This is a genomic window from Bacillus sp. HMF5848, from assembly GCF_003944835.1.
Lineage (GTDB): Bacteria > Bacillota > Bacilli > Bacillales > HMF5848 > HMF5848.
The window spans coordinates 2,857,662-2,877,232 of sequence record NZ_RWIV01000001.1 but is presented as its reverse complement, the minus strand read 5'-3'; the positions used below and the strand labels follow the sequence as shown (position 1 = coordinate 2,877,232).

20 protein-coding genes are annotated in these 19,571 nt (G+C 35.1%); 16 read left to right on the top strand and 4 right to left on the bottom strand.

All coding sequences use genetic code 11. From position 1 onward, the window contains the following. Nucleotides 1–21: 21 nt before the first annotated feature. Nucleotides 22–915 carry a deoxyribonuclease IV gene (locus tag EJF36_RS13825; RefSeq protein ID WP_125906878.1) on the top strand — a complete coding sequence of 298 codons (894 nt, stop codon included), beginning with the start codon at nt 22–24 and terminating at the stop codon, nt 913–915. Between the two features lie 136 nt (nt 916–1,051). Here the strand turns inward: EJF36_RS13825 and EJF36_RS13820 are convergent, their stop codons facing one another. After that, entirely contained in the window at nt 1,052–1,309 is a 258-nt protein-coding gene (locus EJF36_RS13820; protein ID WP_125906877.1) for a DUF2624 family protein, read from the bottom strand. A gap of 125 nt (nt 1,310–1,434) precedes the next feature. On the opposite strand from EJF36_RS13820, the gene EJF36_RS13815 reads away from it, so the two are divergent. From EJF36_RS13815 to EJF36_RS21585, 5 genes are all read left to right on the top strand, one after another. Next, nucleotides 1,435–2,316, top strand: coding sequence for a YitT family protein (locus EJF36_RS13815; protein WP_125906876.1), 882 nt, complete (start codon nt 1,435–1,437; stop codon nt 2,314–2,316). Between the two features lie 92 nt (nt 2,317–2,408). Beyond that, nucleotides 2,409–3,173, top strand: coding sequence for a metal ABC transporter ATP-binding protein (locus EJF36_RS13810; protein ID WP_125906875.1), 765 nt, complete (start codon nt 2,409–2,411; stop codon nt 3,171–3,173). 12 nt (nt 3,174–3,185) lie between these two features. Next, entirely contained in the window at nt 3,186–4,016 is an 831-nt protein-coding gene (locus tag EJF36_RS13805; protein ID WP_125906874.1) for a metal ABC transporter permease, read from the top strand. Between the two features lie 3 nt (nt 4,017–4,019). Further along, the gene (locus EJF36_RS13800) at nt 4,020–4,451 is read left to right on the top strand and encodes a Fur family transcriptional regulator (RefSeq protein WP_125906873.1); all 432 of its coding nucleotides are present in this window, start codon (nt 4,020–4,022) and stop codon (nt 4,449–4,451) included. Between the two features lie 75 nt (nt 4,452–4,526). Beyond that, on the top strand, nt 4,527–4,946 hold the full coding sequence (locus tag EJF36_RS21585; protein WP_185806916.1) for a DUF4190 domain-containing protein: 420 nt from the start codon (nt 4,527–4,529) through the stop codon (nt 4,944–4,946). Between the two features lie 67 nt (nt 4,947–5,013). Here the strand turns inward: EJF36_RS21585 and ispG are convergent, their stop codons facing one another. Together ispG and EJF36_RS13785 are read right to left on the bottom strand one after the other, a co-directional pair. Next, nucleotides 5,014–6,111, bottom strand: coding sequence for a flavodoxin-dependent (E)-4-hydroxy-3-methylbut-2-enyl-diphosphate synthase (gene ispG, locus EJF36_RS13790; protein ID WP_395940592.1), 1,098 nt, complete (start codon nt 6,109–6,111; stop codon nt 5,014–5,016). 125 nt (nt 6,112–6,236) lie between these two features. Continuing rightward, nucleotides 6,237–6,593, bottom strand: coding sequence for a hypothetical protein (locus EJF36_RS13785; protein WP_125906872.1), 357 nt, complete (start codon nt 6,591–6,593; stop codon nt 6,237–6,239). Nucleotides 6,594–7,012: 419 nt separating this feature from the next. Between EJF36_RS13785 and EJF36_RS13780 the strand changes: the two genes are divergently transcribed. Next, complete coding sequence (locus EJF36_RS13780) at nt 7,013–8,743, top strand: methyl-accepting chemotaxis protein (protein WP_125906871.1); 1,731 nt, start codon at nt 7,013–7,015, stop codon at nt 8,741–8,743. A gap of 49 nt (nt 8,744–8,792) precedes the next feature. Here EJF36_RS13780 and EJF36_RS13775 read toward each other — a convergent pair whose 3' ends face one another. Beyond that, entirely contained in the window at nt 8,793–9,563 is a 771-nt protein-coding gene (locus EJF36_RS13775; RefSeq protein WP_125906870.1) for a DUF1189 domain-containing protein, read from the bottom strand. Between the two features lie 162 nt (nt 9,564–9,725). Between EJF36_RS13775 and EJF36_RS13770 the strand changes: the two genes are divergently transcribed. From EJF36_RS13770 to phoU, 9 genes are all read left to right on the top strand, one after another. Then, nucleotides 9,726–10,208: a DUF456 domain-containing protein gene (locus tag EJF36_RS13770; RefSeq protein ID WP_125906869.1), complete on the top strand. Its 483-nt coding sequence runs from the start codon at nt 9,726–9,728 to the stop codon at nt 10,206–10,208. A gap of 144 nt (nt 10,209–10,352) precedes the next feature. Next, nucleotides 10,353–10,961 (top strand): superoxide dismutase, encoded by a 609-nt coding sequence (locus EJF36_RS13765; RefSeq protein ID WP_125906868.1) that lies wholly within the window; start codon nt 10,353–10,355, stop codon nt 10,959–10,961. A gap of 131 nt (nt 10,962–11,092) precedes the next feature. Beyond that, complete coding sequence (locus tag EJF36_RS13760; RefSeq protein ID WP_125906867.1) at nt 11,093–12,376, top strand: MFS transporter; 1,284 nt, start codon at nt 11,093–11,095, stop codon at nt 12,374–12,376. Between the two features lie 212 nt (nt 12,377–12,588). Continuing rightward, nucleotides 12,589–14,739, top strand: a complete 2,151-nt coding sequence (locus EJF36_RS13755) for a peptidoglycan D,D-transpeptidase FtsI family protein (RefSeq protein WP_125906866.1) — start codon at nt 12,589–12,591, stop codon at nt 14,737–14,739. Between the two features lie 201 nt (nt 14,740–14,940). Then, nucleotides 14,941–15,948, top strand: coding sequence for a PstS family phosphate ABC transporter substrate-binding protein (locus EJF36_RS13750; RefSeq protein WP_125906865.1), 1,008 nt, complete (start codon nt 14,941–14,943; stop codon nt 15,946–15,948). Between the two features lie 117 nt (nt 15,949–16,065). Then, a complete protein-coding gene (pstC, locus tag EJF36_RS13745) occupies nt 16,066–17,016 on the top strand; it encodes a phosphate ABC transporter permease subunit PstC (protein ID WP_125906864.1) in 951 nt (316 codons plus the stop codon). Nucleotide 17,017: 1 nt separating this feature from the next. Beyond that, a complete protein-coding gene (pstA, locus tag EJF36_RS13740) occupies nt 17,018–17,902 on the top strand; it encodes a phosphate ABC transporter permease PstA (RefSeq protein WP_125906863.1) in 885 nt (294 codons plus the stop codon). A 20-nt stretch (nt 17,903–17,922) separates the two neighbouring features. Continuing rightward, nucleotides 17,923–18,741, top strand: coding sequence for a phosphate ABC transporter ATP-binding protein PstB (gene pstB / locus EJF36_RS13735; RefSeq protein ID WP_125906862.1), 819 nt, complete (start codon nt 17,923–17,925; stop codon nt 18,739–18,741). Nucleotides 18,742–18,904: 163 nt separating this feature from the next. Further along, nucleotides 18,905–19,564 carry a phosphate signaling complex protein PhoU gene (gene phoU, locus EJF36_RS13730; protein WP_125906861.1) on the top strand — a complete coding sequence of 220 codons (660 nt, stop codon included), beginning with the start codon at nt 18,905–18,907 and terminating at the stop codon, nt 19,562–19,564. The last annotated feature ends 7 nt before the right edge of the window (nt 19,565–19,571 follow it).

The window sequence follows — 19,571 nt, the reverse complement described above, 5'->3', positions numbered from 1 at the left end:
AGGGAGAATGGAGGTATACGTATGTTGAAAATTGGATCACATGTATCGATGAGCGGTAAAAAAATGTTGTTAGCTGCGAGTGAAGAGGCAGTCTCATATGGTGCCACAACATTTATGATATATACTGGTGCTCCGCAAAATACACGTCGAAAAAAAATAGAAGACCTTATGATTGATGAAGGACAAGCTCATATGAAAGAACATGGCATTACGGACATTGTTGTTCATGCACCGTATATCATTAACATTGGTAATACACAAAATCCGAGTACGTATGAACTTGGAGTTAACTTTCTTCGTGAAGAAATTAAACGTACGAATGCCCTCGGTGCAAAGCAAATAGTGTTACACCCAGGTGCTCATGTAGGAGCAGGGGCTGAGGAAGGAATTAAAAAGATAATTGAAGGAATAAATGAAGTGCTAGAGGCAGACCAGGTTGTTCAAATTGCACTCGAGACTATGGCTGGTAAAGGGTCTGAGTGTGGTAGAAGCTTTGAGGAGATTGCGCGAATTATTGACGGAGTGAAATTCAATGAAAAGTTGTCAGTATGCTTTGATACTTGCCATACTCATGACGCAGGCTACAACATTGTTGATGACTTTGATGGAGTTCTTAATGAATTCGATAAAATTGTGGGCATTGACCGGATTAAAGTGCTTCACATAAATGATAGTAAAAACGAACGAGGTAGTCATAAAGACCGTCATGAAAATATTGGATTTGGTAAAATAGGTTTTAAGGCATTAAATTATATAGTTCATCATCCACAGCTCTCAGATGTTCCTAAAATATTAGAAACACCATATGTAGGAGAAGATAAGAAAGATAAAAAGCCTCCATATAAGTTTGAAATTGCGATGTTAAAAGAACAAAACTTTGATGAAAATAATTTGGAGAAAATACTAAACCAATAGAGCTAGTTCGTATTCGATAAATATACATCAAACGCAAAATATATTAGTGAAATACTAAGGTGTATCCTAAGTGTCTCGATCATCCGTTATTAAGTACACATATAAAAAGGCCGTTGGAGAATGCTTCAACAGCCTTTTATTTTAAATATTTATTAAACATTTCATTTAATTGTTTAGCTACCTTTATATTTGTAATAACGGCTATTTTTTTTAATAACTTTCGTCTTTTAGTATTATCATAAATATCCTCAGGGTTTGTTTGCTTAATTAATTTTACTACTTTTTTAGCTTGTTGCATGCTAAGTGTTATATCATACTGCTTAGCATACGTGATTAGCTCTTCAGGTGTTGTTGCTTTAATCTTCTGAATGACCATTTGATGAAGTACGTTCATATTTTACATTCCTCCCCTAAGTTTAATTTATGGGGAATAGTAGAAAAGTGTGCATAGCATAGGGGGTGCATGAAGGGAACTTCATGTATAATATAAAATAAATATAAAATCAACAGGGGGACAATATGGTAGCGAAACAACATAAAAGAGAATCTTTATTACATTTTATAATGAGACTTTTCTTTATTTTATTTGGCTCTTTTTTAGCAGCCATGTCTATTGAACTATTTTTGATACCTAATAAAATTATTGACGGTGGGATTATTGGTATATCTCTTATTCTTGATTACATAACTCCAGAGAGTCTCTCGTTTATAAATTTTGCTACATTAGTGGTGGCGTTGAACCTTCCATTCATGTATTCAGGCTATAAGCAAATAGGAAAAACGTTTATGATTTCTTCAATATTTGCTATTGTGGCATTGGCAATATTTGAAAGATTGCTTCATAATTTTCATCCGTTTACGAATCAACCCATTTTAGCAACTGTCTTTGGAGGCCTCATATTAGGTGTTGGTGTTGGACTTGTAATTCGTAATGGTGGCTCAATGGATGGAACAGAAATACTGGGAATTATACTTACAAAGCGGCTACCTTTCTCTGTTGGGGAATTTGTAATGTTTTTTAATATCTTTATTTTTGGTGTGGCAGCCTTTGTTTTTGGTCCGGAACAAGCTATGTATTCAGTGATGGCGTATTACATTGCTTTTAAAACGATTGACACGGTTATTCAGGGGCTGGATGAAACGAAAGCCGCTATTATTGTATCAGACTATTATGAAGAAGTATCGGACGCGATTTTAAGTCGTTTAGGCAGAGGCACAACGAAACTAATTGGTAAAGGTGGCTACACTGATGAACAAAAAGAAGTTATATATGCGGTAGTCACGAGATTAGAGGTAACTAAATTAAAAGCTGTTGTGCATGATGTGGACCCTAATGCCTTTATTACAATTATGAATACTCACGAAACAAAAGGAGCAAAGTTTAAGTCAGCTATTCACTAATATGGTGAATAGCTGTTCTTCTTTACAAGATTACATAATTACGCTATACTACGGTAGTAAATCGTAATCATTCTTAAAAAGGTGACTATAAAATGATCAAACATAATGTGTTAGAAATTTCAAATCTATATTATCGCTATGATAAGGAATTAGTGTTAGATAACATAGACCTATCTATACCGGAGGGGTCTTTTTTAGCATTAGTTGGTCCTAATGGTTCTGGTAAATCCACACTTATTAAATCTATTCTTCGCCTTCTTCAGCCGCAGCAAGGAAATATTACGTTGTTCGGTGAAGATATTAACAAGTTTAAAAATTGGTACAAAGTTGGTTATGTATCACAAAAGGCAAATAGTTTTAATTCAGGCTTTCCAGCAACTGTATTTGAAGTTGTCCGAAGTGGATTAGTATCAAAAAAAGGTTTATTTTCTTTTTTTACGAAGGAAGATGAGAAGCAAGTTTACAAGGCTTTAGAAAGTGTTAACATGGTTGAGTTTAACAACCGAAATATTGGAGAACTATCAGGTGGACAGCAGCAAAGAGTGTTTATAGCAAGAGCCATTGTCAGTAACCCGAGTCTTCTTATTTTGGATGAGCCCACAGTAGGTATTGATGCAGAGCACTCACAAAAATTTTACGATCTACTGGCGTACTTAAATCAGTCGTTAAATATAACTTTATTAATGGTTACGCACGAAGTGGGGACTGTTTCAAAATATGTTACCCATGTAGCGTGTATGAATAAGCATCTGCATTTTCACGGGAATACGGAAGAATTTGAAGCATTACAAGATCATGATGTGTCAGCTTTTTATGGGCACAATCTTCAAGTAATAAAGCATGATCATGTGCACTAGGAGAGAGTATGTATGCTACAAGCAATATGGCAGTATGAATTTTTACAAAACGCATTTTTAGCAGGAGTTCTTATAGGATTAGTGGCGCCTCTGCTCGGAGTTTTTATAGTAGTAAGACGCCTTTCCTTAATCGCAGATGCATTAAGTCACATTACACTAGCCGGAATAGCTGCAGGACTATTTATTGAAAAGAAATTAGGTCCGTTCATTCCTCCTTTATATATAGGTATGGTGTTTTCCGTATCAGGTTCATTACTAATTGAACGATTACGTAAAGTGTATAGACATTATCAAGAATTAGCAATCCCAATTATGATGTCAAGTGGTATAGGTATTGGTGTTATTTTTATTTCGTTAGCAGATGGGTTCAATACTGACTTATTCTCATACTTGTTCGGAAGTGTCAGTGCAGTTAGTCGAGTGGATTTAACTACGATTGCTGTTATTACTTGTTTAGTGTTTGCTGTTGTTTTCTTGTTTTATAAAGAGTTGTTTGTTCTGTCCTTTGATGAAGAACACGCAGAAGTCGCAGGAATTAGTAGTAGATGGATTCATTTTATTTTTATGCTTCTCGTTGCTTTAGTAATAGCAGCCTCCATGAGAATTGTAGGGATTTTATTAGTTTCATCACTTATGACCTTACCTGTAGCGGCTAGTATTCGAATTGCAAACGGCTTTAAAGAGACGATCTCTTTATCAATCTTATTTGGAGAAATAGCTGTTATTGGCGGTTTAGTATTGGCTTATTATCTTAATTTGGCACCTGGAGGAACAATTGTTATAATATCCGTTCTCATCTTACTAATAACAGTTGGTTGGCAACACTTTAAGAAAGGAAGGTAATCCGTGAACGTTGAAGAAGCAATGAAGTTGTTGAAAGATAAAGGATACAAATGTACCGACAAACGTGAAGATATGTTAAATATTTTTGCATATAATAACAAGTACTTAACAGCAAAAGATGTTTTAGAAGGAATGAAGGACAAGTATCCTGGATTAAGCTTTGATACGATATATAGAAATGTTTCATTATTTGCTGAACTTGGAGTACTAGAAGAAACCGAACTTTCTGGTGAAAAGCATTTTCGATTTGTTTGTGATATTAAACATCACCATCATCATTTCATTTGCTTAGATTGTGGGAAAACTAAGGAAATTGAATCTTGTCCATTATCCAGTATGCCGGAAGTTTTATCAGGTTATGAAGTGACTGGCCACAAATACGAGGTGTACGGTAAGTGCCCAGAATGTCAGCCTGCGCTTAATTCGAATCACTAGTAGGAATTTCCAACTATAATTTAGTTACTTTGCTTCATACTAACTAATGCTCCCATCAAAGAAAGCGAGGGATGTATGTTGGCTATTGATGAAACTAACAAAGATGAAATAACAACAGTATCCAATTTATCAGAGGATACCGTTGCTCTTGATGAAAACATCGATGTGAACGCAACAACAAGTCAATCGCATAACCAAGCACCTACAAATGACTATTATGAGGAAACCGCTGCTGAAATTGCAGTACCGGTTCGCCCGGATGTTATGAGTAGGACTTCTGATGATAATCAAGTACAGACTGGTAGGACTATGGGTTGGTTAGCTTTGGCGCTTTCAATTATATCCTTATTTGCGTTTCCTGTTTTAATGGGGGGGGCAGGAATTGTTCTAGGATTCATTGCAAGACGTCGAGGTGCAACTTCCTTGGGAGCATGGTCAATTGGACTAGGGGCTTTGTCCCTTATCATCTCACTATTTTTATTTCCATTTGTTTAAAATGTAAAAGAAGCTTGGCAAATTTGCCAAGCTTCTTTACGGTTAATTACTGAAATTAAAAATTAACTTACACAGTTGTTGGGTTTTTTTCGTGATATTCTTTTGCTATTTTATCTATTTCTTTCTTTAATTCCTCTACCATCGTAGCTTCTGGTACTTTTCTTACAATCTCTCCATGTCTGAACAGGAGACCTTCGCCACGAGCACCAGCTATTCCGATATCAGCTTCTCGTGCCTCACCTGGTCCGTTAACAGCACAACCTAATACAGCAACTTTAATTGGCGCTTTAATATTTTGAATGTACTCTTCTACTTCATTTGCGATCTTTATTAAATCAATTTCAATTCTACCACACGTTGGACATGAAATTAATGTGGCAGCATTAGCCGCTAAACCAAATGATTTTAGCAATTCGCGGGCAACCTTCACTTCTTCTACTGGATCCGCGCTTAATGAAATACGAACTGTGTTCCCGATTCCCTTACTTAATATTGCACCTAAACCAGCGGCACTTTTTACTGTACCAGCAAACAGTGTGCCAGACTCTGTAATACCTAAGTGTAAAGGATAATCAAAAGCTTGAGCCGCTTTTTCATAAGCTTCAATAGCTAAATTAACATCTGAAGCTTTTAGCGATACGATAATATCGTGAAAATCTAAATCCTCAAGAATCTTAATATGATGCAATGCACTTTCGACCATTCCATCAGCAGTAGGATAGCCATACTTCTCTAGAATACGTTTTTCAAGAGATCCTGCATTTACACCTATACGGATAGGAATGCCTTTTGCTTTTGCTGCATTTACAACAGCTTCCACTTTTTCTTTTCGTCCAATATTACCAGGATTAATTCTTATTTTATCAATCCCACCCTCAATAGCTTTTAATGCCAGCTTATAATCGAAATGAATATCAGCTACGAGCGGGATATTAATCCGTTTTTTGATTTCCGGGATAGCATTAGCAGCTCTCTCATCCGGACAAGCGATACGAACAACCTGGCAGCCAGCTTCCTCTAGACGTTTTATTTCAGCAACAGTTGCTTCAACATCATGTGTTTTTGTTGTGGTCATACTTTGAATAACAACTTGATCATTTCCGCCAATTGTTAATGGACCAACCTTAACAGGACGGGTTTTTGTACGGTGTATTAGTTCACCCACGCGTATATCGCTCCTTTTGAAGAAATTGGCCATTAGCCAGTAATACTATTTCATTTTACAGTGCTTAGGCGAGGTTGACAAGATTTCAGTATGTCAATATAAGTGTAACACTATTTTTCTTATATTTATTGATATAACGGGAAGTAATATGTTTTATTAGTTTGGATGTTGTTAGCTTGTACACCTGGATTTAGATTTTCAAAATCTTCGATAACTTGTTGAATACTAATAGGAAGTTGTTCATCATGTAATCTTTCAACGATTGTTAGCACAGTATCTCCACTTTGAACATGCACGGCTTTATAAGTGTTATCAGTATTTGAGGCATCAATATCCATACCTTGATCATCCCTCATTTCAGATGTTTGTGGTGGTGAATTTGTGGTAAGAAGAGGTGTCAAAGGAATTGTTCCTTTTGAAAGATCAACATAAATTACCCATGCCAAAAAGAGAGAAATGAGAACAAATAGTAGCTTTTTCATATAGCAACCCTCTCAAAAAAAGATTAATTACTAGATTATATGTAGCAATTCTATTAAATAGTCTTTTTTCTCATCGCTTTGTTATTTGAATGTTGAGTTTAAAAGAGTTCCATAGATTTTCGAGGCGAAAAATGAGACTTCTAGGAAATGCCTAATTTATTTCCTACGTCGAGGGTAGGTTTGGTGGGAAATTAACGTCCTGCGAGTACAGGGGGAAGAGTGCTCCATAACTGGAGGCTGCTACGGCACCTAATGTGGCAACCGCTAAGTATAAAAGAAAAACTAAACAAAAAAAATTATCACAACTAAAAGAAACAACATGTGAAACTCTTAACAAATAATTATCTTAGAATTTACAACACGTTAATATTATACTGTCATAATTTAGTTGGATAATTATGATTGGGGGCTCTTAACAGATGAAGAAAATTAAGCCTATTATTAAAAAAGAGAAACAGAATAAGAAAATCGTGAAAAGACAGCGTTCAAAAGGTTTTAGCTTGCGAGCGAGGCTATTAGTGCTAACGATTCTTTTGCTTATTATCTCAACGAATGCTGTAGGATTCACATCTTACACTAAAGCACAAGAGACTGTAACGAGCATGATTGAAAATAGATTATCACGTGAAGCTACATATATGTCATATATTGCAGAAAACTTAAAATTTGTGTATGTCAGTGATGAAGATTATTTTATGCAACAGCTTGAAATGAATGTTCAGAATCAAGCAAAACAACTTGAAAATGAAGGTATTGATGTCGGATTTTACTATATAGTTGATAACAGTGCAAAGCCATTTAAAGTAAGTCGAAACAATGCGCTAACTCTCTCGGATGAGCTAATTAATAAAATTGTTGAAAATAGTGGAACTGTTTTTCATCATAAAATAGGAAAGAAGGATTATACTATTTCTAGCTTAGCCATGAATGAAATAAATGGTATATATGTACAAGTAGTAACAACTTCCTCTTATATGAAGCCTATTACGGAAATAGCTAAGGTCATACTTTATGTGATAGTTATAAGTATAGGACTTTCAGCAGCACTTATTATTTTATTTGTAAATGGATTAACGAAGCCACTTTATGCATTACAAAATAAAATGCGTGAAATGCGTCAAGGAAATCTAAGTAGTACTATTAATCCTATTAAAACGAAAGTACCGGAAATTGTATCATTACATAAGAGTTTTACAGAAATGAGTGAGCAAATGAAGGCGCTTCTTCATGAGATTCACGATACTACCGATGAATTGGATGCTACTGGTAGGAAGTTATCGGAAGCTTCAGAGCTATCTGTAGGCTCAAGTCATCAACTTGTTGAAGCAATTCAAGTGGTGAAGAAAGGTGCTGAACAAACTGCTCATAGCTCCGAGAGTAGTACAAATAGCTACCACTTAATGAAGCAGAAGATAGAGCTTTTATTCGCTAATGTTGAAGATATGTCAAACAGTAGCTTTGAAATGAATACATCTGCCAAGCTGGGTGAGAAAAGTATTACTGCTTTAATAAACACGATAAAGTCGTTTGAAGAAGATTTTGCCCATATGACTAAAACAATACAAGCAGTAAAAGATGATGCTAGTAAAATTACTCAAGTTATTGGAATTATTAATGGAATTGCAGATCAAACAAAGCTACTTGCATTAAATGCAGCGATTGAAGCAGCAAGAGCTGGTGAGTCAGGAAAAGGATTTGCTGTTGTTGCTAACGAAGTAAGACAGCTAGCGGAACAATCTAGTTCGTCGACAGCAACAATTTCCCAATCTATAGAATCAATGGAGGCTATCACGAAGAGAGCTGCGAGTGAGTTTGAACACATGCTTACTAAAATAAATAATAATTTACATCAAGCAAGTGAATCAAAAAGCTCTTTCGATCATTTAATGAACGAAATCCTACAAGTAAATGAAAAACAGAAAGTGATGGAAGCAGAATTGAAAAGTTTACAAGCGGAGTTACCTTCCATTGAGTCATCAACAATAAGATTTACATCAATAGCACAGGAAACTCTAGCAAGTGCAGAACAAATGCTAGCAACTAGCGAACAACAAATACATAACATGGAACAAACGCATGAGATTGGTAATCAACTTAGTTCACTTTCTCAATCGTTAACAAAGCTTACAAAGAGATTTACATTGTCTTAATAGACAAAACAAAAAAGAGCATGATGACATGCTCTTTTTTAAACATATATTAAGCTTTTTGAGAAGCAGGTATTTCTTTTAAAGATAAGTACAATACAATAAAAGAAGAAACCCAGTAAATCATAATGCCAAATGGTACGAATACTTGCAGGCTGTGCATAATAGTGAAGAATATAGTTGGAATTGTTATGCTATATGCAGATAAGACCCATAAGTGTTTGTATTTTAGATTTCGTTTTAAGCTGTTCTTTAACGAAACACCAAAGAAAGCTAGTAATGACACTTCTACAAATTTTACAAAACTTAAAAATAGGAACAAAAGTATTACCATGAAAGGCACAAGAACAATTGTTAAACTACTCAAGGTTGCAACAAAGCTGGTGATATCTTGTTTATCAAACTCACGTAAATTAAAAGTTGCATATGGATATGTTTGCACTTGAGTATTAGCGACTAAAATAAATTCTTCTTTTAGAAGAGCAATTGCATTTTTATAGTCTGCCACATCTCTTTCTACTAATGTGCCAGTTGGGTCAAAAATAAATGTACTCGTGCCTTGTCTCCATATTATTGGCTCTTTTGCTTCCGATTCGAGTTCTCCATTACGAATTTCAAAGTCAGGTAATTTTTCCTGAAGAAATTGATTAGCAAGATTAATACCTGTTGTGAAATCTGTAGCTAATCTTATATTGGCAGGTAAAGAGAAGATTAGTGATAAAATAAAGACATACAGTATTGTTTTGCCAATCCCTTGGAAACGAAAGGTAGCTATATCTTTTGGAGAATAAAGACTTCTAAATATCTGTTTGAAAATGTTCATTTTGTTTAGCACACCTCTTACATTCTGTTTTTTCAATTATGTACCACAATTCATTGTAATAGCAGTGCAGAAATTAAACAAGTTAAAACAAAACTATAAGCTTTTAAAAAAATGATTTTTTAGAACTTGTAAAATAATACTAAATTAAGGTGGGTTTAAAATATGGATGTTTTGTTCTGGATTTTAATAATTGCGCTATTTTTTGTGTCTTACATCGGACTTGTTTACCCAATTTTACCTAGCGTATTATTCATAGCGGCGGGATACGTAGTGTATGGTTTGGCTTTTTCATTTGCAGAGTTTTCTATTCTGTTTTGGAGCCTGCAAATAATGTTTGTAGTTATACTGTTTGTTGCTGATTACGCTACTAATTTGATCGGTATTCAAAAATATGGAGGGAGTAAAGCAGCAGTTTGGGGTAGTACTATTGGTTTATTAATTGGTCCGTTTGTTATTCCTGTAGCAGGTATTTTAATTGGTCCGTTCATAGGAGCTGTTTTACCTGAGGTTATATGGCATAAAAAAAGCTTTCGTGAAGCTTTTACAGTAGGGTTTGGCACACTTCTTGGCTTTTTTAGCAGTATCGTAGTGAAAGGTTTCATTCAAACATTTATGATAGTTTATTTCTTGGTGCAGGTGTTGTAAGAAGTCGTAAAATATTCTTAGTGCTTATTTTTTGATATCACATGAATGTTTTGGTAATCTGTATATGAAGCAACTAAAGCAACAGAATTGTTATTTTAGTTGGTATAAATAAAATACATACAACAATTAAGGAGGATTTTTTTCATGGGATTTGAATTACCACAATTACCTTACGCGTATGATGCACTTGAGCCTCATTTTGACAAAGAAACAATGAACATTCACCACACGAAGCACCATAATGCTTATGTTACAAATTTAAATGCTGCTCTAGAAGGACAAGATGAGCTTTTAGCTAAAAGTATTGAGGACCTAATGGCTAACCTTGATGCGGTGCCAGAAGAGAAGCGAACGGCTGTTAGAAATAACGGTGGTGGTCATGCTAACCACAGCTTATTTTGGACAATTCTTTCACCAAACGGTGGAGGAGAACCAACTGGTGATTTAGCTGCTGCAATTAACAATAAGTTTGGTGGCTATGACAAATTTAAAGAAGAATTTGCAAAAGCGGGTGCTACTCGTTTTGGATCTGGTTGGGCTTGGTTAGTTGTTAATAACGGTGAGCTTGAAGTGATGAGTACTCCAAACCAAGATACACCTTTAATGGAAGGTAAAACTCCTATTTTAGGTCTAGATGTATGGGAGCATGCTTACTACTTAAAGTATCAAAATCGTCGCCCAGATTACATTCAAGCTTTCTTCAATGTAATTAACTGGGAAGAAGTAACTAAATTATATAACGCAGCAAAATAATATAATATGGAGCTACATATAAGTTAATTCTTATATGTAGCTTCTTTTTTATTATGATATGTTTTCGAATTCCGTATAACGAAACAATTTCTAAGGTAAACTACCCTTTAGAACAAAGGGGAGTTTTTAATATGAAATTACTTAGCAAGTTGTTTGGGGACGTTGAGATAAATAGAGATTTAATACTCCTTTTGGTAATAGGAGGCATGTATTCATTAAGTATTGCTTTATCGAATACGTTTGTGAATGTTTATTTGTGGAAGCAATCGGGTGATTTTATTGATCTTGGTGTATACAATCTTTCTATTGTAATTGCACAGCCTTTAACATTTATACTTGCCGGAAGATGGGCTAAGAAGATTGACCGAGTCATTGTTCTGCGGTTAGGTGTATCTTTCTTAGCTGTTTTTTTTCTATCGGTTTTATTTATTGGGGAAAATGCTTCGGATTTAATCGTCGTTCTTGGGGGCTTATTGGGAATTGGATATGGATTTTATTGGTTAGCATTTAATGTGCTAACGTTTGAAATTACCGAACCAGAAACAAGAGACTTCTTTAATGGCTTTTTAGGAGTATTAACATCTCTGGCAGGTATGATAGGACCTATCACAGCTGGGATAATCATTTCCTCATTTGAAAAGTTCACGGGTTATACGATTATATTTGCTGTATCACTAGGCTTATTTGCAGGAGCAGTGGTGTTGAGCTTTTTTATACGACGTCGACAAGCCGAGGGACATTATTGGCTAACAAGAGTTTGGAAGGAACGAAAACGAAACTTTAATTGGAAGATGATTACAACCGCACATTTTTTTCAAGGACTTAGAGAGGGTACATTCATTTTTATGATCACAGTCATTGTTTTCATTACAACGAACAGTGAGCTAGCATTAGGGAAGTTTGGACTAGTCAATTCTTCAACAGCCTTTGTTACGTACTTTTTGGCGGCAAAGCTTATTAAGAAGGATTTTCGAAAAACATCCATTCTTATAGGTGGTATCTTGTTATATGCAGCTATTTACATAATTTTATTTGACACAACGTATACAAAAATTTTGTTGTATGCATTTGTAATAGCTATTGGGTATCCACTGCTATTAGTTCCTTATGCATCATTGACATACGATGTAATAGGAAAAGCATGGAATGCTGCACGTATGAGAATTGAATATATAGTGATTAAAGAGTTATTCTTAAATGCAGGTCGAGCGTTTTCCATATTATTATTTCTAGCAACGGTGTATTTTTTTAATGATGATCAAGCGATTATATACTTATTAATGGTAATTGGAGCTGGGCATGCAGTTATATATCTATTTATTAGAAAAATCGAATTTGAAAAAAGCGTGACGAATGAAAGTTGTGAGCATGCACTCGAAGAACATAAAAGAAATGAATGTGAAGGAGGCTCTTAAGAGGGGCCTTTTTTCTTGTTAAAGTGTTTTTAACTTTTATTGAGTCTATACAGCAATTAACAGTAGATTTTTTCGAGTTGCTAATCGTTCATAAGCTAATATTGAGCAACTATAAACAGTGATTTTCAAAATTTATTGTGAGTTTTGTAGCTAGTCATGTTAGTCGCGTTCATATACAATATAGTAAGAAATGTATAGAAAGATGTGGTGTTATGCAAAAAAAAGAAGAAAAGAAAAAACGTAAAACGCAATTACCATTTCGGTTAAATATATTGTTTTTTGCAGTTTTTTTACTATTTTCAGTCCTTATTGTTCGGTTAGGTGTGGTGCAAATTGTATATGGAGAAACGTATAAAAGAGAATTAGAGCGTACCGAAAATATACCAGTCGCGACACCTGTACCAAGAGGAAAAATCTTCGATAGAGATGGAACACTAATTGTTGACAATATGCCAGTTAAGGCAATTACGTATACGAGACTCCAAGGAACATCTTCAACCGAAAGGTTAGAAATTGCAAAAACCCTCGCTACTATGATTGAGCAAAAGACAGATAAAATTACAGAGCGAGATATGAAGGATTTTTGGATCTTAAATTATCCAGAACTTGCTGAAGATAAAGTTACTGAAGAAGAGTGGAAGGCATTTGAAGCTGAAGAGCTTACAGATGAAGATGTTTATCGAATAAAGCTAGATAGAATAACTACCAAAGATTTAAGTATGCTTACAGATGCTGATCTCGAAATACTTGCCATTAAGCGAGAACTTGATTCAGCATACACTTTAACACCTAAAATTGTTAAAAACGAAGCTGTTTCTGAGCGGGAAACAGCAATTATTAGTGAGAATCTTGCTATATTACCGGGCGTGGAGCCGACAACAGATTGGAAAAGGCATAATATTTTTGAGCCAACACTTAACTCTATATTAGGGAAAGTGTCATCAACAGATGAAGGTGTTCCACGTGATAAATTAGATTATTATATCTCACGAGACTACAGTCTGAATGACAGAGTTGGTCTTAGTTATATTGAAAAACAATACGAAGATGTTCTTCGGGGACAAAAGGAAAAAATTAAAAATATAACCGATAAAGCAGGAAACCTTATAGAAGCAATTACTGTAGCAGAAGGACAGAGGGGAATGGATTTACGTTTGTCCATTGATATGGAACTTCAGCTTGCCGTAGAGAAAATAATTGCAGATGAATTAATGGAAGGGCGAAAAAATGAAGCTACTGAGTTTCTAGATAGAGCGTATGTAGTGATGATGAATCCAAACACTGGTGAGGTACTCGCGATAGCTGGAAAAAGATTTGATCGCGACTCAGAAACGAAAGAAATTGTTCTTGAGGAAGGACAACCGCAGCTTCTTGATGATGCTTTAGGAACATTAACGTTAGCATATCCGGTAGGGTCCGCTATTAAAGGTGCAACGATTTTAACAGGATATGATACAGGTGTTATTCAGCCAGGAACAATATTGTTAGATACACCGATATCCATACAAGGCACACCTATAAAGAAATCTTACAGAAATATGGGGCGTATTGATGATTTGACGGCTCTTAAGCGATCAAGTAACGTTTATATGTTTCGTATTGCCATGGGGATCGGGAAAGCAAATTATCGCTTCGGTGAACCTATGCCATTTGACGAGAATGCCTTTAGTGTCATGCGTAATTACTTTAATCAGTTTGGATTAGGGATAAAGACTGGTATTGATTTACCAAACGAAGCAACAGGAGTTGTAGGACGTAATATTACGTATCCAGGTCTTTTACTTGACTTTGCTATTGGTCAATATGACACATACACGCCGTTACAGCTAGTGCAATATGTGTCAACTATTGCTAATGGTGGCTACCGCATCCAGCCGCGAATTGTCAAAAGCATTCACGAGCCTGTTATAAACGAAAATAGATTAGGACCAGTTGTAACTGAGTTTCAACCTAATGTTTTAAATAAATTAGATATTGAAACATCATATATTGAACGTGTTAAGGAAGGATTCCGACAAGTAATGCAAGAGCCAATGGGAACTGCAACGTATTATTTCAGTGATGCGCCGTATAAACCAGCTGGAAAAACAGGGACTGCCCAAACAACATATGATGGACCTACTGCTTCTAAATACGATGAGTTGCAGAAAGTTTTAACAACTACACTTGTAGGTTATGCGCCTTATGATAATCCTGAAATAGCTTTTTCAGTAGTCGTACCGTGGTCCAATGACAAATACCCAATCAGTAAAAATATTGGACGTAAAATATTAGACACGTATTTTAACTTGAAATTAGGAAATCAAGATGCTGCTGACTCAAATATTGAACAGGAGCAGCAGGAGGTAAATGAAAATCAGTAACAAAAAGAATAATATTCATTTATTTAAACACTATATACTGTATAGTGTTTTTTTTTCGGCAAAAAGTAACAAACAACTACGCATATTTACAAAAGCTTAACATTCGTTTAAAACTGTATTAATCTTAAGCGAGTAATATAGCCATTGTAGGACAAAACATTGTCCATAACAAAAACGAAAACTCTTAGGGGGAACCAACAAATGAAGAAATGGCGTTTACTTATGTTAACCGCGATGTTAACAGTACTACTAGGATTTGTAGCAGCTTGCGGTAACACAGAAGAAGCACCTGCAGAAGACACTAGCAATGCAGATACTCAAACAGAGCAACCAGCTGAAGCTGCTTTAGAAGGTGAAGTTGTAATTGACGGTTCTGGAACAGTTTACCCATTTATGGCTTTGATGGCAGAAAACTACATGAATGAAAGAGATGGCGTAGATGTTTCTGTAAGTCGTGCTGGTACATCTGCTGGTTTCAAGAAATTCTTAGTTGAAGATTGGAAAGAAAACGGTACTGATTTCAATGATGCATCTCGTCACATTAAAGATAAAGAAAAAGAACTTGCTACTCAATATGGAATCGAATTTAAAGAATTCCAAGTAGCTCTTGATGGTTTAACTTTCGTAATCAACCCTGCGAACGATTGGGCTAAAGAAATGACTCAAGAAGAAGTAGTTAGTATTTTCCTTGCAGAGTCTGGAGTAAAGAAATGGTCTGATATTCGTCCAGAATGGCCAGATGCTGAAATTAAATCAATGGGTCCAAACGAAAACCACGGTACAAACGAATTCATGTTCGAAACTATCATGGATGAAAAAGATTTCACTGAAGGAGTCAACTTACAACAAGAATACTCAATCTTAGTTGATCTAGTATCTAAAGACGAGAATGCTATCGCGTTCTTCGGGTATGGGTACTATGACAATAACAAAGACAAAATCCAAGCTGTATCTGTAGACTTCGGTAATGGTCCAGTTACTCCAAGCTTAGACACTATCGGTCTTAGTGATGATGCTGGTTATAAGCCATTCACTCGTCCAGTATTCACATACTTAAACGTAGGTTTAGCTAAAGAAAAGCCACAAGTTTTAGATTATGCTATCTACGCTATGGAAAACGCTCAAACAGTTGCTGCTGAAACTGGATTCGCTCCATTGGCAGACGCTGAAATTGAAGCTGCACTTGAATTCTTAAACGGTTTAAAGTAGTTATAACATTGTTAGTAGTAAGAAGATGAAAGGATATCTTTTCATCTTCTTACTTGTTTACTAACTTTGTTGCTAATTACTTCCATTTTTTATTTTATCCTTACATAATATATAGGGATGAAAGGGGTTTTTAACTTGGATAATAAAATAAATGTCCGTGAGATGATACAAAAGAAAAAAAGTTCATCAAATACCGCTTCAATCACGGAAAAAATCATGCCGAAATTCTTTTTAGTAATTGCTACAGTTTCAATTTTAACTACAATTGGAATTGTTGCTACTTTATTAACGGAAACAATAAACTTCTTTAGAGAAGTTTCATTTTTTGAGTTCTACACAGGGACTGAACTAAACCCAATTGGGAGAAATCAAGAGTTTGGTGTTATTCCTTTAATTACAGGAACTGTTTTATCTTCTTTAATTGCCATGACTGTTGCGATACCTTTAGGTCTGATGGCTGCTATATTCTTAAGTGAATATGCTTCTGATAAAGTACGAAAGATTTTAAAACCAATACTAGAAATATTAGCTGGAATCCCTACAATCGTTTATGGATTTTTTGCATTCACTTTTGTTACCCCATTATTACGATCATTTATTCCTGCTTTGGAACCTACTAATATCCTCAGTCCAGGAATAGTAATGGGAATTATGATAATTCCCATGGTGGCGTCACTTTCTGAGGATGCCATGAGTTCTGTACCAAACTCTATGAGAGAAGGCGCATTAGCGTTAGGTGCAACGAAGCTCGAAGTAACTTGGAAAGTAGTTATACCCGCTGCTATTTCTGGAATTATTGCTTCCTTCGTACTTGGTATTTCACGTGCAATCGGTGAAACGATGATTGTTACAATTGCGAGTGGTAGTAATAAAGACTTCACATTTGATATAACTCAATCGATGCAAACTATGACTGCATATATTGTAGAAGTTACAGGTGGAGAGGCACCAGCTGGTTCAACTATTTATTATAGCTTGTATGCAGTTGCCATGACGTTATTTGTTTTTACATTAGTTATGAATTTAATTGCTCAACATATTTCTCGTAAGTATAGGGAGGAATATTAAAGTGAAGTATATAAACATTGAACAAGTACAAAAACATATGGACTCTCGGATATTCAAGAATAATTTAGCGAAAACTATTTTCTTTCTTGCAACCTTATTTGGCTTAGTAGTGTTAGTAACTCTTATTTACCGAGTATACACACAAAGTATAGGTTGGATTGATTTTCAATTTTTATCAAGTAAACTCTCTACAAATGCAGATAAGGCTGGTATACTAGGCGCGATATTAGGAACAGTATGGCTTATGATTGTTGTTGCGCCAGTTACGATGTTTTTAGGTGTAGCAACTGCTATATACTTAGAAGAATATGCAAAGCCTGGTAAAGTAAAAACAATTATACAAACTAATATCGCAAACTTAGCAGGCGTACCATCTGTTGTATTTGGTATATTAGGTTTGACAGTGTTCGTTCGTGGAATGGACTTAGGCAATATTGTATTAGCAGGTGGATTAACAATGTCACTTCTAGTGCTGCCAATTGTTGTAGTGGCAAGCCAAGAGGCGATTAGAGCTGTACCTCAATTCCTACGTGAAGCATCGTATGGGATGGGCGCCACAAAATGGCAAACTATTAAAAATATTGTGTTACCTGCAGCGATTCCTGGCATTTTAACTGGTTTAATTCTGTCTCTTTCCAGAGCAATCGGCGAAACGGCTCCTTTAGTTGTAATTGGAATTCCTGCTTTACTAATCTCATTACCGGAAGGAATTTTTGATAAGTTTACGGTTATGCCTATGCAAATTTATTACTGGACTGTTGATGCAGCACTTGTAGATGAATACGCAAACTTAGCAGCAGCTACGATCGTAATATTATTAATTGTTTTGTTCTTAATGAATTCAATTGCAATTATTATAAGAAATAAGTTTCAGAAAAGATTTTAATTTTTTGGGGGTTTTTAAATATGGCTGTATTATCTGAAAAAGAGAAAAAGAATAACAATTTTAATCAAGCTTCAAATGATTCCAGTAAAGTTGTTTATCATACTAAAGATCTAAACCTTTGGTATGGTGATGACCTTGCATTGAAGAACATTAATTTAGAGATTTATGAAAATGAAGTTACGGCTATTATCGGACCATCTGGCTGTGGAAAATCTACTTTTATAAAAACTCTTAACAGAATGGTTGAATTAATTCCAGTAGTACGTACGTCTGGAGAAATTTTGTACCGAGGTCAAAGTATTTTGGAAAAATCTCATAAAGTTGAGGATTTGCGCACTCGTGTAGGGATGGTGTTTCAAAAGCCAAATCCGTTTCCAAAATCTATTTATGAAAATGTTGCGTATGGACCAAAAATTCATGGTATTCGTAATAAAAAAATTCTTGATGAAATCGTTGAAACTAGCTTGCGCGGTGCAGCTATTTGGGACGAAGTGAAAGACAGACTAAATGAAAATGCGTATGGTCTATCTGGTGGACAACAGCAGCGTCTGTGTATTGCACGTTGTTTAGCTATTGAGCCAGATGTAATATTAATGGATGAGCCAACAAGTGCTCTAGATCCTATTTCAACATTAAAAATAGAAGAATTAATTATCGAACTTAAGAAAAATTTCAGTATAATCATCGTTACACATAACATGCAGCAAGCTGCTCGTATTTCAGATAAAACAGCGTTTTTCTTGAACGGTGAAGTTATTGAATATACAAATACAGATAAATTATTCTCAACTCCAACAGACAAACGGACAGAAGACTATATTACAGGACGCTTCGGATAATAAGGGTTCCATACAGTATTTGTGTTTCTGCTATAAAGAAATACAAGTGCTGTAACCCTTTATGATTACTTGTTCTGTTGTTATATAAATAACTGCTTTTTAATCGTGTAAGCATGCTTACACGATTTTTGTGAAAGTAAATTGAAAAGGGAGAGATAAACATATGGTTGTTCGTGAAAAATTCCATTATGATTTAAAATCTTTACAGGAAAATATATTAGAGCTTGGAAGTTTAACCGAAATAGCGCTATCTAAGGCGATGGAAGCGTTGTTAACGAAAGATATTGAAAAAGCTTTAGAAGTAATAGAAGAAGATGCTAAAATTGATAGTTTAGAAGAATACATAAATGACTTTGCTATTCTTTTAATTGCAAAACAACAACCAGTTGCGATTGATTTAAGGCGCATTATAGTAGCTATTAAAATCTCAGCAGATATAGAGAGAATGGCAGATTTTGCTGTGAGTATTGCAAAAGCAACAGTTCGGATTGGCAATAATCCTTTTGTTGTTTCCGTTAATAAATTGGAGCAGATGTATAGCATTATGATGGAGATGTTGTCGTTATCGATAAAAGCCTTTTATGAGGAAGATGTAGTATTAGCAAAGCAAATTGCTGATATGGATGATAAAGTAGATGAACTATACGGGCAAAATATACGTGAGTTGTTAGCGTTTACGCAAGCTTCTCCCGAATCTATTGCGCAAATTACACAATTATCGTTTATTACTAGATACTTAGAGCGCGTGGCAGACTATGCTACTAATATTTCGGAGAATATATTTTATTTAGTAAAAGGCATTCACTATGATTTAAATGATTAACAAACAT